The 12,404-nt window shown below is 60.4% G+C and carries 14 protein-coding genes; 8 read left to right on the plus strand and 6 right to left on the minus strand.

Going from position 1 to position 12,404, the window contains the following annotated elements:
* Nucleotides 1-90: 90 nt before the first annotated feature.
* Genes tsaD through MHM88_RS10600 form a run of 5 tightly spaced genes read left to right on the plus strand, consistent with a single transcriptional unit; the run spans nucleotide 91 to nucleotide 3,296 of the window.
* Complete coding sequence (tsaD, locus tag MHM88_RS10580; protein ID WP_239364192.1) at nucleotides 91-1,188, plus strand: tRNA (adenosine(37)-N6)-threonylcarbamoyltransferase complex transferase subunit TsaD; 1,098 nt, start codon at nucleotides 91-93, stop codon at nucleotides 1,186-1,188.
* Nucleotides 1,185-2,147 carry an NAD(P)H-dependent glycerol-3-phosphate dehydrogenase gene (locus MHM88_RS10585; RefSeq protein WP_239364194.1) on the plus strand — a complete coding sequence of 321 codons (963 nt, stop codon included), beginning with the start codon at nucleotides 1,185-1,187 and terminating at the stop codon, nucleotides 2,145-2,147. The genes tsaD and MHM88_RS10585 overlap by 4 nt, the downstream gene beginning before the upstream one ends.
* Before the next feature lies 1 nt (nucleotide 2,148).
* Nucleotides 2,149-2,421, plus strand: coding sequence for a YciI family protein (locus tag MHM88_RS10590; protein WP_239364197.1), 273 nt, complete (start codon nucleotides 2,149-2,151; stop codon nucleotides 2,419-2,421).
* The gene (locus MHM88_RS10595; RefSeq protein ID WP_239364200.1) at nucleotides 2,421-2,843 is read left to right on the plus strand and encodes an EVE domain-containing protein; all 423 of its coding nucleotides are present in this window, start codon (nucleotides 2,421-2,423) and stop codon (nucleotides 2,841-2,843) included. Before MHM88_RS10590 ends, MHM88_RS10595 begins: the two co-directional genes overlap by 1 nt.
* A 57-nt stretch (nucleotides 2,844-2,900) precedes the next feature.
* The gene (locus tag MHM88_RS10600; RefSeq protein ID WP_239364203.1) at nucleotides 2,901-3,296 is read left to right on the plus strand and encodes a DUF1761 domain-containing protein; all 396 of its coding nucleotides are present in this window, start codon (nucleotides 2,901-2,903) and stop codon (nucleotides 3,294-3,296) included.
* Between the two features lie 232 nt (nucleotides 3,297-3,528).
* On the opposite strand, the gene MHM88_RS10605 is transcribed toward MHM88_RS10600, so the two are convergent.
* The 3 genes from MHM88_RS10605 to MHM88_RS10615 form a co-directional block, all read right to left on the minus strand.
* Nucleotides 3,529-3,870 carry a DUF2853 family protein gene (locus MHM88_RS10605; protein WP_239364212.1) on the minus strand — a complete coding sequence of 114 codons (342 nt, stop codon included), beginning with the start codon at nucleotides 3,868-3,870 and terminating at the stop codon, nucleotides 3,529-3,531.
* A 228-nt stretch (nucleotides 3,871-4,098) separates the two neighbouring features.
* Entirely contained in the window at nucleotides 4,099-5,484 is a 1,386-nt protein-coding gene (gene ahcY / locus MHM88_RS10610; RefSeq protein WP_239322247.1) for an adenosylhomocysteinase, read from the minus strand.
* Nucleotides 5,485-5,610: 126 nt separating this feature from the next.
* Nucleotides 5,611-5,925, minus strand: a complete 315-nt coding sequence (locus MHM88_RS10615) for a hypothetical protein (RefSeq protein ID WP_239364215.1) — start codon at nucleotides 5,923-5,925, stop codon at nucleotides 5,611-5,613.
* Nucleotides 5,926-6,165: 240 nt separating this feature from the next.
* Between MHM88_RS10615 and MHM88_RS10620 the strand changes: the two genes are divergently transcribed.
* Nucleotides 6,166-6,762 (plus strand): HD family hydrolase, encoded by a 597-nt coding sequence (locus MHM88_RS10620; RefSeq protein WP_239322249.1) that lies wholly within the window; start codon nucleotides 6,166-6,168, stop codon nucleotides 6,760-6,762.
* A 3-nt stretch (nucleotides 6,763-6,765) separates the two neighbouring features.
* Here the strand turns inward: MHM88_RS10620 and MHM88_RS10625 are convergent, their stop codons facing one another.
* The 3 genes from MHM88_RS10625 to MHM88_RS10635 all read right to left on the minus strand — a co-directional run bounded on the left by MHM88_RS10625 (nucleotide 6,766) and on the right by MHM88_RS10635 (nucleotide 9,248).
* Nucleotides 6,766-7,983 (minus strand): glycosyltransferase 61 family protein, encoded by a 1,218-nt coding sequence (locus MHM88_RS10625; protein ID WP_239364217.1) that lies wholly within the window; start codon nucleotides 7,981-7,983, stop codon nucleotides 6,766-6,768.
* 9 nt (nucleotides 7,984-7,992) lie between these two features.
* Nucleotides 7,993-8,547, minus strand: coding sequence for an ActR/PrrA/RegA family redox response regulator transcription factor (locus tag MHM88_RS10630; RefSeq protein WP_239322251.1), 555 nt, complete (start codon nucleotides 8,545-8,547; stop codon nucleotides 7,993-7,995).
* 80 nt (nucleotides 8,548-8,627) lie between these two features.
* On the minus strand, nucleotides 8,628-9,248 hold the full coding sequence (locus tag MHM88_RS10635; protein WP_239364219.1) for an SCO family protein: 621 nt from the start codon (nucleotides 9,246-9,248) through the stop codon (nucleotides 8,628-8,630).
* 119 nt (nucleotides 9,249-9,367) lie between these two features.
* Here MHM88_RS10635 and regB point away from each other — a divergent pair, with 119 nt between their 5' ends.
* Nucleotides 9,368-10,765 carry a sensor histidine kinase RegB gene (gene regB, locus MHM88_RS10640; protein WP_239364236.1) on the plus strand — a complete coding sequence of 466 codons (1,398 nt, stop codon included), beginning with the start codon at nucleotides 9,368-9,370 and terminating at the stop codon, nucleotides 10,763-10,765.
* Nucleotides 10,766-10,850: 85 nt separating this feature from the next.
* Nucleotides 10,851-12,401 (plus strand): PAS-domain containing protein, encoded by a 1,551-nt coding sequence (locus tag MHM88_RS10645; RefSeq protein WP_239364243.1) that lies wholly within the window; start codon nucleotides 10,851-10,853, stop codon nucleotides 12,399-12,401.
* Nucleotides 12,402-12,404 lie beyond the last annotated feature (3 nt).

Here is a 12,404-nt window from a genome sequence, read left to right on the forward strand (position 1 = left end):
GCCCGTTCCTGTGCACCTGCGCGCTCCCGGGATTGTTTGCATCACTTCATGGTGGTAGCCCCGCAGCACAAAGGATGCAACGGTAGGCCCATGACCCAAACGCTCACTCTTCTCGGACTGGAAAGCAGCTGCGACGATACCGCGGCAGCCGTTGTGCGCCAAACAGCGGGCGAGCGGGCAGAGATCCTGTCGTCGGTGGTCTTTGGCCAGACCGCGTTGCACAGCGCCTTTGGCGGGGTCGTGCCGGAGATCGCCGCCCGCGCCCACGCGGAAAAGCTCGATACGTGCGTGCGGGATGCCTTGTCTGAGGCAAATCTGACGCTGGATGATCTTGACGCCATTGCCGTGACCGCAGGTCCGGGCCTGATCGGCGGCGTGATGTCGGGCGTGATGTGTGCAAAGGGGATCGCGGCGGCAAAAGGGCTGCCTTTGGTGGGCGTCAATCACCTTGCAGGGCATGCGCTGACGCCCCGGCTGACGGATGATGTCGCTTACCCCTATCTGATGCTGTTGGTGTCAGGTGGCCATTGCCAATATCTGATCGCGCGCGGGCCAGAGTCCTTCTCGCGTCTCGGTGGAACGATTGACGATGCGCCGGGTGAGGCGTTTGACAAAACCGCACGTCTGCTCGGCCTGCCACAACCCGGTGGCCCATCCGTGCAAAAAGAAGCCGAGCACGGCGACCCGGTTCGGTTCCGTTTTCCACGCCCCCTGCTGGACCGCCCCGATTGCAACCTGTCCTTTTCCGGACTGAAGACCGCCTTGATGCGGATGCGGGATCAGATCGTGACGGAGAAAGGCGGTCTGACCCGACAAGACCGCGCCGATCTCTGCGCAGGTTTTCAGACTGCCATCGTCGATACATTGGTTGAAAAAACACGCCGCGCACTCAGGCTCTACCTGGATGAGAACCCCACACACCCCACGCTGGCGGTGGCAGGAGGCGTTGCCGCCAATACGGAAATTCGCGCTGGCCTATTGGCGCTATGCAGCGAATTAGAGACTGATTTCCTCGCACCACCCTTAAATCTATGCACGGACAATGCGGCCATGATCGCCTACGCCGGGCTTGAGCGATTTCGCACCGGAGCACGCGACGGCATGGATCTGGTGGCCCGCCCGCGCTGGCCGCTGGACCAGACCAGCCCCGCGCTTATTGGCAGCGGGAAAAAAGGAGCAAAAGCATGAGCGTCGCGATCCTCGGCGCAGGTGCTTTTGGCACCGCCCTGGCGATTTCACTGGCGCGCAAAGCACCTGCAACGCTCTGGTGTCGTGATGAGACCCATGCGGTCGAAATGCAGGCCTCTCGGGAAAACACCCGCCGCCTGCCCGACGCGCCCCTGCCCGCGTCCCTGACCGTCACGTCGGACACCGCCTGTTTCGAGGCGCATGATGTGATCCTCCTTGCGGTGCCGATGCAGAAAATGCGCAGCTTTCTGGCGCAGCATCGCACGGCACTTGCGACCAAGACACTGGTGGCCTGTTGCAAAGGGATCGAACTCGACACTGGGTTGGGTCCCGTCTCCGTACTGCGCGAAGCGGCTCCCGAGGCGACAGCGGCCTTGCTGACCGGCCCCAGTTTTGCCGCAGATATCGCAAAGGGTTTGCCCACCGCGCTGACGCTGGCCTGCGACCCGGACGAGACCGGCAAAAGCCTGCAAACGGATCTATCCACGGACAATCTGCGGCTCTACCGCACCACGGATCTGGCCGGTGCCGAGATTGGTGGCGCGCTGAAGAACGTCATCGCAATCGCGTGCGGTGCCGTCATCGGCGCACAGCTTGGCGACAGCGCCCGCGCCGCGCTGATGACACGCGGCTATGCAGAGATGCAGCGACTGGCCCTTGCGCGCGGTGCGCGGCCGGAAACCCTCGCCGGACTTTCCGGATTTGGCGATCTGACGCTGACTTGTGGCTCGGAGCAGTCGCGCAACTTCCGCCTTGGCCTCAGTTTGGGGCGTGGCGAGGCCTTTGACCCGTCGATCACCGTTGAAGGCGCCGCCACCGCCCGCGCAACGGCAAAAGCCGCCCAGGTGATGGAGCTGGAGATGCCGATCACGCAAACGGTAACCAATTTGCTGGATCAAAGGTTGACGATCTCCGACGCTGCGGATCAATTGCTTAAAAGACCACTCAAAGAGGAATAAAATGCTCATTGCATTGATTGCCCGCGACAAACCCGACCATCAGCAAACCCGTCTCGACAATCGTGCGGCGCATCTGGCCTATATCGAGGAGACCGGAGTTGTCGCCCAAGCGGGTCCTCTGTTGGATCAAGACGGCGAGATGGTTGGCTCACTGGTTATTCTGGATGTCGAAGACATGGCGACTGGTGAAGCCTGGGCCGCAAATGATCCCTACAACAAGGCCGGTCTTTTTGAAGCGGTCGAGTTGATCACCTGGAAGAAGGTCATCGGCTGATGGCGTATTGGCTGTTCAAATCCGAACCCAACACCTGGGGCTGGGACGACCAGGTCGCCAAAGGGGATGCTGGCGAGGAATGGGACGGCGTGCGCAATTATCAGGCCCGCAATTTCATGCGGGAGATGAAACTGGGGGATCGCGGGTTCTTCTATCACTCCCTGAAGGAAAAATCCGTGGTCGGGATCGTCGAGGTCTGCGCCGAGGTGCACCCAGACAGCAAAACGGATGATCCACGCTGGGAATGCGTGGACATCAAGGCCATTCGCGCCTTCGTACAGCCGGTTTCTCTGGACCAGATCAAATCCAACCCCGCCCTGGAATACATGGTCCTGGTCAAGAACTCGCGGCTCTCGGTCCAGCCCGTGACAGAGGCCGAGTGGAACGAGATCTGCAAGATGGGACACACGCAAGCCGATTGACCGGATCACCCGATCTGGCATTCTTGTCCCGGCTCAGTGTCAGGGAGGGACAACGGCTTGGAACTTTTTGGTGTGCTTGTGGCGACACTCGCCGCTTTTGCAGCAGGGGCGGCCTATTACGGTGCATTGGCACGCCCCTGGATGACAGCCTCGGGCATCGAACGCGATGCAGCGAGAAAACCCAAAGGCGGCCAGACCCCGACCATGTTTGCCATCGGTTTCCTCTGCCAATTGGTGGTCTGCGGCATGATGCGCCATCTGTTCAGCCTGTCCGGTATTGAAACACTCGGCGCCGGTGTTGTGGCGGGGCTTGGCATAGGGTTGTTTTTCATCACGCCCTGGATTGCGCTCAACAACCTCTATGGCATGCGGCCGCGCCTGTTGACGGTGATCGATGGCGGCTACGCCACGCTTGCCTGTGCCATCATGGGCCTTGTCCTGACCGTATTCTGATCTGCCGGCAGAGGTGGCGAAACAAAAAGGCCGCAGACAACCGCCGCGGCCTTCTCGTCACTCAACACCCACTCCCACCGTGCGCGTTGGGTATTGCGCCGTCACTGCGCCGAGAGGCTTCTATCCGAGGCCGCCGACAGCCACAATTCCCGGTGCACGGCAATCTGGTTAAAACCTGACCGACTGGTCAAAATGTCCACCCCAAACGCAGCTGTCGGCCACAGGGGCTGGATCAGCCGTAGATCGCCTCTTTGCCGAAATGCTTGGTCAGGAGGTAATAGACCACGGCGCGGTACTTGTTGCGCTCGGACTTGCCATAGGTCTCGATGACCTCGTTGATCCCCGCCATCAACTCCGGTCCGTCCGTCAGGCCAAGCTTCTTGATCAGAAAGTTGTTTTTTACCGTTTCCAGCTCCTCGGGCTGGCTGGAGGCAACCGTAGACGCATCCGCATTGTAAATGGCCGGGCCGCAGCCGATCGTCACCTTGGTGAGCAGATCCATGTCCGGCGTCACACCGCATTTGGCCTTCAGATCATCCGCATATTGCGCAATCAGCTCTTCACGTTTGCCCATGGTCACATTCTCCTGTCCTGGATCTGCTGCCTCTCTGGCAGCGTTGCGATGGCGTGACGGTAGGAAGATTCCAAAATCCAACAAAGGGGTTTTTCTTCGCAGTCCACATCAGAAATGCGGTTTGGGATGGTGGGCGGGGCGATGTTCCCCCGGAACGAGCGCCGGACAGCATCACGAAAAAACCCGGCGCAATGGCCGGGTTTTCCAATTCTTCAAATATCAAGTCGCTCAGTAGCGGTAGTGTTCCGGCTTGAACGGGCCTTCGGGCTTGACGCCAATATAGGCGGCCTGCTCAGGCGTCAGCTTGGTCAGTTTTGCACCGACACGCTCCAGATGCAGCGCCGCAACTTTTTCATCAAGGTGCTTGGGCAGGATATAGACCTTGTTGTCGTACTCATCTCCCCGGGTCCACAATTCGATCTGCGCCAGAACCTGGTTGGTAAAGGAGGCAGACATCACGAACGACGGATGCCCGGTGGCATTGCCGAGGTTCAGCAGACGCCCCTCAGAGAGCAGGATGATCCGGTTGCCCGAAGGCATCTCGACCATATCCACCTGTTCCTTGATGTTGGTCCACTTGTGGTTCTTCAGGTTCGCCACCTGAATTTCATTGTCGAAGTGGCCGATATTGCCAACGATGGCCATATCCTTCATCTCGCGCATGTGTTCGATGCGCAGAATGTCCTTGTTGCCGGTGGTGGTGATGAAGATATCCGCGTCCAGCGCCTCTTCCAGCAGAACCACCTCATAGCCGTCCATGGCGGCCTGCAACGCGCAGATCGGGTCTGCTTCGGTCACTTTGACCCGTGCACCAGCACCGCTCAGCGACGCGGCAGAGCCTTTGCCCACGTCACCGTAGCCACAGACAACGGCAACCTTGCCCGCCATCATGGTGTCGGTGGCGCGGCGAATACCGTCCACGAGGCTCTCTTTGCAGCCGTATTTGTTGTCGAACTTCGACTTGGTGACAGAATCGTTCACGTTGATCGCTGGGAAGGGCAGCTGACCCTGTTTCACCAGCTCATAGAGACGGTGCACGCCGGTGGTGGTTTCCTCGGAAACACCCTTGATCTGATCGCGCATTTTGGTGAACCAGCCGGGGGACTGTTCCATCCGCTTCTTGATCTGCGCCTTGATGACCTCTTCTTCCTCGGAGGTCGGAACCGCGATCACGTCTTCACCCGCCTCGGCACGTGCGCCCAGCAGAATATAGAGCGTCGCATCGCCGCCATCATCAAGGATCAGGTTCGGGCCTTCGGGGAACTGGAAGGACCGGTCGAGATAGTCCCAATGCTCCTCAAGGCTCTGACCCTTGATCGCAAAAACCGGAACACCCGCTTCGGCGATGACCGCAGCAGCATGATCCTGGGTCGAGAAGATATTGCACGACGCCCAGCGCACATCGGCGCCCAGCGCCACCAGCGTTTCGATCAGCACAGCAGTCTGGATCGTCATATGCAGCGAGCCGACAATACGGGAGCCCTTCAGCGGCTTTTCCTCACCGTATTCCTTGCGCAGCGCCATCAGGCCCGGCATTTCGGTTTCTGCAATATCCAGCTCTTTGCGGCCAAAGCCCGCCAGCGCGATGTCCTTGACGATATAATCTCCGGCCATGTTCTGCTCCGTTTGAGATTTCAACAGGTTTCTTGGCTTTGGGAGGTAACACCGCAAAGGTTGATAAGCAACGAAGATGGCGTCGGACATCTGCCATACCGATCTCCGGAATCGCACCGGACCGCGTCAGCTGGCCGGATCGTTGCGTCGGTCATGCTCCGGGACGATGAAGTAGTGCTGACCCGAGGCCACTAGACAGCTCAGTCCCGTAGGGTGGGACAGCAATACGGTAAAGGTACCGCTTCCCTGCGAGGACCAGATCTCGACGATCACGTCCACGGATCGCCCTTTCTGCAACCCCGCCGAACTCAGACTTTCATCGAACTGGTGTTTCAACCGCTCAACGATCACTTCTCGCGGGGCGCAGGTCTGTGCCTGTGCCGGCGGCGCGATCGCTGCCATGCCAAATACCAATGCCGCGGATATGAGACGTTTGAACATTGTGCTTCTCCTTTCCTGTGTGAGCACCGGAAAAGGGCAAGCCATGTCGGGGACGCGCCCCTTTCAATCTATATATGGTGTCTGAACTGGTCTGTATCAACCAGCACCCACAACAACTCATCGTTTCCGGATGTGAAGATTTATGGAGATTTCACGCCCGTTTTGCCCGGGCATTGTGGGTTTGCAACCGGCTGACGACGGGGGTAGCTAGTGCCCAGCGCGACAACGACGGATGACCTCATGCCCCCTAAATCCCCCCGTGCCTGGCAACGTATGCTGTCCGGGCGCCGCCTTGATCTGCTGGACCCGACGCCGGTCGACATCGAGATCGAGGATATAGCGCACGGACTGGCCTTTGTGGCGCGCTGGAACGGGCAGACTCGCGGAGATTTCGCCTATTCCGTCGCCGAACACTCGCTGCTGGTGGAGGATATTCACGGCCGTATGTATCCCAAGGCACCGGTCAAATGGAAACTTGCGGCGCTTTTGCACGATGCGCCGGAATATGTGATCGGCGACATGATTTCGCCGGTCAAGGCAGCGGTCGGCTCCGGCTATGGAGAGCTGGATGCGCGGCTGACCTCAGCGATCCACATCCGGTTCGGCCTGCCGGCCGCGCTTCCCAAGACGGTCAAGGCGCAGATCAAACGCGCGGACAAGGTCTCCGCCTGGATGGAAGCGGTCCAAATTGCCGGGTTTTCAGAGGCCGAGGCAACGAAATTCTTCGGCAGACCCAATGCCGAGTTGATCGAGGGGCTGGAGATTCACCTGCGCCCGCCCGTCGAGGTACGTCGGGATTTTGTCAGCCGTCACGAGGCGCTGTTGCAGCAGCTCTGACAGTCATCCGTCATTCTGCGCGGCCTGCCGGGCTTCGCGCCGCGCGCGCCGTGCCGCGCGGCGGGCACGACGTTCCGCGCGCTCCTGCTCCTCGCGGGCCTTGCGAAACTCGGGCGACTCGACGAAACGGTGGCTCTTGATGCCCTTGTCCCTGAGCAGCTGTTGGCGTGCGGCGTCATCCAGCACTGGCCAGTTTTTACCGCCCTTGATGAACCCGCCGGCCTTCAGCGCCCGTCCGATCACGGAATGGTCCAGCTCTCCGAAACTCAGGCGACTGGAGCGCTGCTTGCCCTTGGGCACCCATTCCGTGCGCAGGGCCCCGATCACCAGGGGATCACATTTGCAGAAGTGCCGCACATTGTCGGTCAGCAAGGTATGCGCGGTCGACTTGCGCCGCAGCACCATTGCCACCTTCTGGTCCGGCCGTCCCACCATCGCATAGAGGTGCAGCGCGGAGCCATCAGCCGCGATGATCTTCCGTGCCGCCTTGTAGCGCGCCAGTTGTGCGGACAGGCTGTGCTCCTGAGGGTGGAAAATCTCGTAGCCTTCGGCCGCGAGGTAGGCTTCCATCTGCTCTTCCCCGAGGAGCCCGCCTTTGCCAAGCCCAAGTTTCGAGCGCGAAATATAGAGTTTCTCCGGCCCCTCGGGAGTAATATCGCGGGCGAACTGCGCGTGAATGGCGTTGCGATAGCTGCGTGTCGCCTGGGTGATTTCGCCCAGTCCAAAGCCCTGCCCTGGCACCACCAGTTCCTGAACCCGGGACGGCTCCGCCGCCACGCGCACCGGCAGGCCCGGCTGCATCAAATGGACGAACTCGGACTGAAATCCGCGCACCTGGTCCCCCACGGCGGGCCGTTTGGGGATGAACAACACACCATCCACCGGCGCATCCAGATTGGCCAGCGCCCAGAGACGGGCAGTGCTCTCCACGAGGAAATGCCCGAAATGCGCCCAGAGCACCCCACCCCAGAGCCAGCGCCCGGAGATTTCCTGTGAAATCTCCTTCGGCATATCCGGTTCGGTGGTTATGGGGCGGTGGCGCCGCCACAGGGCGCCCTCGGGGCAATAGCTGCCGTCCGCGTGCAACAGCCCCGCAGCTTGCACCATTCCGCTTTCGACCGGCGGCACGACGGTGACATTGCGCAACACCGTCGTCTCCTCGGACCAGCCGCCCTTTGGCGAAGGACGGTTCAATGGATCGGGCTCGCCGGCTGTGCGCATGCGCTGACCTTACTTGGGGCTGCGTTTGGCAAGAATGCGCTGCAAGGTCCTGCGATGCATGTTCAGACGGCGCGCGGTTTCCGAGACATTGCGATCACAGAGCTCATACACCCGCTGAATATGCTCCCAGCGCACACGATCCGCGCTCATCGGGTTCTCCGGCGGTGGCGGCAGGGCGTCATCTCCGGCCAGCAGCGCATTGGTGATGTCGGTCGCATCCGCCGGTTTGGACAGGTAATCCGTCGCCCCGATCTTGACCGCCGCAACGGCCGTGGCGATCGCACCATAGCCGGTCAACACGACGATGCGGCTGTCGGGCCGCTTTTCCCGCAGCACCTCGACCACATCAAGACCATTGCCGTCTTCGAGGCGCAGATCCACCACCGCATAGGCGGGGGGCCGCGCGGTCACGATCGCTTGTCCCGAGGCAACGGAATCCGCTGTCTCCACGGCAAAGCCGCGTTTCTCCATCGCCTTGGCCAGACGGCGCAGAAACGGTTCGTCATCATCGACCAAGAGGAGCGAGGGGTCAGGTCCAACCTCGGACTGAACTGCTTCGGCCATTCACTTTCCTTCCAGCGTCAAACGCATTTGTTTCCAGAGATATTACGTCCCGCAAGCAAAACGTCAAATCTCCACCGGCATCAGCTGTTGTCGATGAAACAGGCCACGCGGTCGGCCATCTGCTCCGGCGTCACATCACGGCGGAAGAAATCCACAAACCCGTGCTCGGGCAGCACCAGATAGGACATGGTGGTGTGATCCACGAGATAATAATCCTCATCGCCCTCCTGCGCCTTGTAGTAGGTCTTGTAGGCCTGGCTTGCAGCCTTGACCTGTTCCGGCGATCCGGTCAGCCCGATCATCTTTTCATGCAGGTTATAGGCAAAATCGCCAACCACTTCGGGTGTGTCGCGCTTGGGATCGATCGAGATGAAGACCGGCGTGGTGGAGTAGCCACGCTCGTTCAGCACATCCACCGCCTCTGCATTGCGGGCCGTATCCAGCGGGCAGACATCAGGACAGAAAGTATAGCCAAAATAGAGGATCGAGGGTTCCGTGATCACATCTGCGTCAGTGACCGTCTCTCCCTTTGCATTCACCAGCTCGAAGGGCCCGCCGATCGCATCGGTGCCACCCGCGACGCTGCTGGCACGGCATTGGGCAAAGCTATCGCCGGATCCTCCGCGCAAGGTCATGTACCAGATCCCCCCCAACAGGGCGACGACGCCGGCAAACGCCAGAATTGCAATGTTTCGAACCATGTCTCGTTTCCTCATTGAGCCCAGCGGGACAAGCACGCAGGGAAAACGTGCCGCAGTTGATCCCGATCCGCGCCAGACCTATCAACAATTACCGGCGATGCAACGGGAGCAAACGTCACATGAGTGAGACCACCTTTGGACTGATGTCCGGCCAGGAACGCAGCCACTGGATCCGGCTGCGCACATTGATCTTGCTGCGCTGGGTGGCGATCGTCGGACAGGCCACTGCCATTGGCGTGGCTCAGATGCAGTACGACCTCCAGCTGTCGGTCTTGCCGTGTTATCTGGCGATCGGGATTTCCGCGCTGGCCAATCTGGTCGCGCTGATCGTGTTCCCGGAAAACAAGCGCCTGACGGAGTTCCAGAACTTCCTGATGGTGCTGTTCGACCTGCTGCAACTGTGCTTCCTGCTTTATATGACCGGCGGGCTGAACAACCCCTTTGCCTTGCTCGTACTTGGCCCGGTGACGATCTCCGCGTCGGTGATGGGGCTGCGCTCGACGCTCATCATCGGCACCAGTGCGATCATCCTGGTTTCGCTGCTGGTGCCGTTCCACATGCCGCTTGAAACCGCGCAGGGAGAGATCCTGCACATGCCGACCTTGTTCGTGTTCGGACACTGGGCGGCGCTGATCATCGCGATTCTGTTCATTGGCGCCTATTCCTATCGGATCAGCGCCGAAATCCGGTCGATGTCGGACGCATTGGCCGCCACCCAGTTTGCCCTGTCCCGCGAACAGAAGCTCACCGATCTGGGCGGCGTCATCGCGGCGGCAGCGCATGAGTTGGGCACCCCGCTGGCCACCATCAAGCTCACCAGCTCTGAACTGATCGAAGAGCTGGACGATCATCCGGATCTGCAGGAGGACGCGCGATTGATCCGCGAGCAGGCTGACCGCTGCCGTGACATCCTGCGCAGCATGGGACGGGCGGGAAAGGATGATCTGCACTTGCGCCAGACCCCTCTGTCCGCCCTGGTGCACGAGGCTGCGGAGCCGCATTTTGATCGCGGCAAGGACATTCATTTCAGCGAACACCCCGCGGCGGGGGACGACCTGCATCAGCCCAGCATCCTGCGCAAACCGGAGATCATTCACGGGCTGCGCAACCTGGTTCAGAACGCTGTGGATTTTGCACAGGCCAAGGTCTGGATCGAACTGCATTGGAGCGAGGACAGCGTGTCGGTGCGGATCTGCGATGATGGCAACGGGTTTCCGGGGCACCTGCTCGGGCGGCTCGGCGATCCGTTCATGCGCCGTCGCGCACCGCATGCGGATCGCGGCAAACGCCCGGAATACGAAGGCATGGGGCTTGGTCTGTTCATCGCAAAAACACTGCTGGAGCGCACCGGCGCCAGGCTGGAGTTCGCCAATGGACGGGATGTACGGATCTCGCAAAACCTGACACCGACGCAGCAGGGCGCGCTGATCACCGTCACCTGGCCGCGCCGCAAGATCGATGCGATCCACGGCGATACCCCGGTTCCCTCCGGAGAAAATATTCCCATACAGTTTTAAGTATTCACTTTTGGGAAACCAATTAAACTTCGTTTAACCATTGTGGGGGAACATACGCTCAAGGAGAACAAGCGAGGCAGTGTCCATGCAGAATTTGATGTCCGTAGAGTGGTTCGTTCTGGTGACCCTATGTATCGCCAGCGCCGCGGTCGCCGTCTGGTTCCTCAGCCCCCGCACCGAGCGCAAGGGAATGGAACATGATCTGCTGATTGCAGACGGTCGCACAGACGCCGTGTTTCTGTTTGACGATCAGACCCTGATCGCCTGGTCGTCTGGCGCGCGAAAATTCCTGGGCGACGATGCCGAGAGCTTCAGCTGGACAAAACTGCGCGACAAGCTTTCGCGCAGTTACCCGGGCCTGCCGCAATCTCCGGGGTTTCTACGCGATGTTGGCTCCCTGACGCTTTCGGGCACCGCAGAGGCGGATAGCCGCGAAGCACATTGCGAATGGATCGACGGTGTCACCCGGGTGCAGCTGCGCCGCAGCGCCTCGGAGCTTGGCCAATCCGGCGACGACCAGGAGCTGACCACCCTGCGGGCAGCCGTGCATCAGGCACCCTACCCGGTCTGGCTGCAATCGGACGATGCCCGTGTCACCTGGACCAACCTCGCCTATGACCGGCTGAACCAGAAAATCCGGGGGCGCGGCAATGATACCTCTGCACCGCTGTTTCCCAATCTTGATGCCCCGATGAACAGTGGCCGTGCGGAGCGGATCTCTGTCGAATTGCCCGAGACCGACAAGAAGCTCTGGTACAATGTGTCTACCACCGAGACCGAAGCGGGCTGGTTGTGCCACGCCATGGATGTGAACGCCGTGGTGGACGCCGAAGTCGCCCAGCGCAATTTCGTGCAGACCTTGGCCAAGACCTTTGCCCAGCTGTCGATCGGGCTTGCGATCTTTGACCGCAATCGCCAACTGGTGCTGTTCAACCCGGTATTGATTGATCTGACCGCGCTGCCCGCCAGTTTTCTCAGCTCGCGGCCCAACATGATGTCCTTCTTCGACCGCCTGCGCGACCAGCGCATGATGCCGGAACCAAAGAATTATTCCAGCTGGCGGCACCAGATGGCGGATTTGCTCGAAGCGGCGGCAGAGGGACGCTATCAGGAAACCTGGTCCCTGCCGTCCGGCTCGGTCTACTCGGTGTCCGGCCGTCCGCATCCCGATGGGGCCATTGCCTTCCTGTTCGAAGATATCACCGCAGAGATCACGCTGACCCGTCAATTCCGCTCTGAACTGGAGCTTGGCCAGTCGATCCTGGATCACATGGACGACGCCTTTGCGGTTTTTGGCACCGACGGCAACATGGTCTACTCCAACACGGCCTACCACAAGATGTGGAAAACCGATCCCGAGGCAAGTTTTGCCAAGATCACCGTGACCGATGCCTGCCGCACTTGGCAGGAACTGTCGGGACCAACCCCGACCTGGGGCGAAATCCGCGACTTCATCGCCGGCGGAACGGAGGATCGGTCGGACTGGTGGTCACGGGTGAACATGCGAAACGGCGATCAATTGCTCTGCCGGGTGCAATCGCTTCAGAACGGATCCACCATGGTGCGTTTCCAGCAGGTTGGATTGCCCCTCGCCCCGCCGGAAGATGAGCGTTTCGCGGCCTCCAGAGAAGGCTGAACC

The sequence above is a fragment of the Epibacterium sp. MM17-32 genome (assembly GCF_022348205.1).
GTDB lineage: Bacteria > Pseudomonadota > Alphaproteobacteria > Rhodobacterales > Rhodobacteraceae > Epibacterium.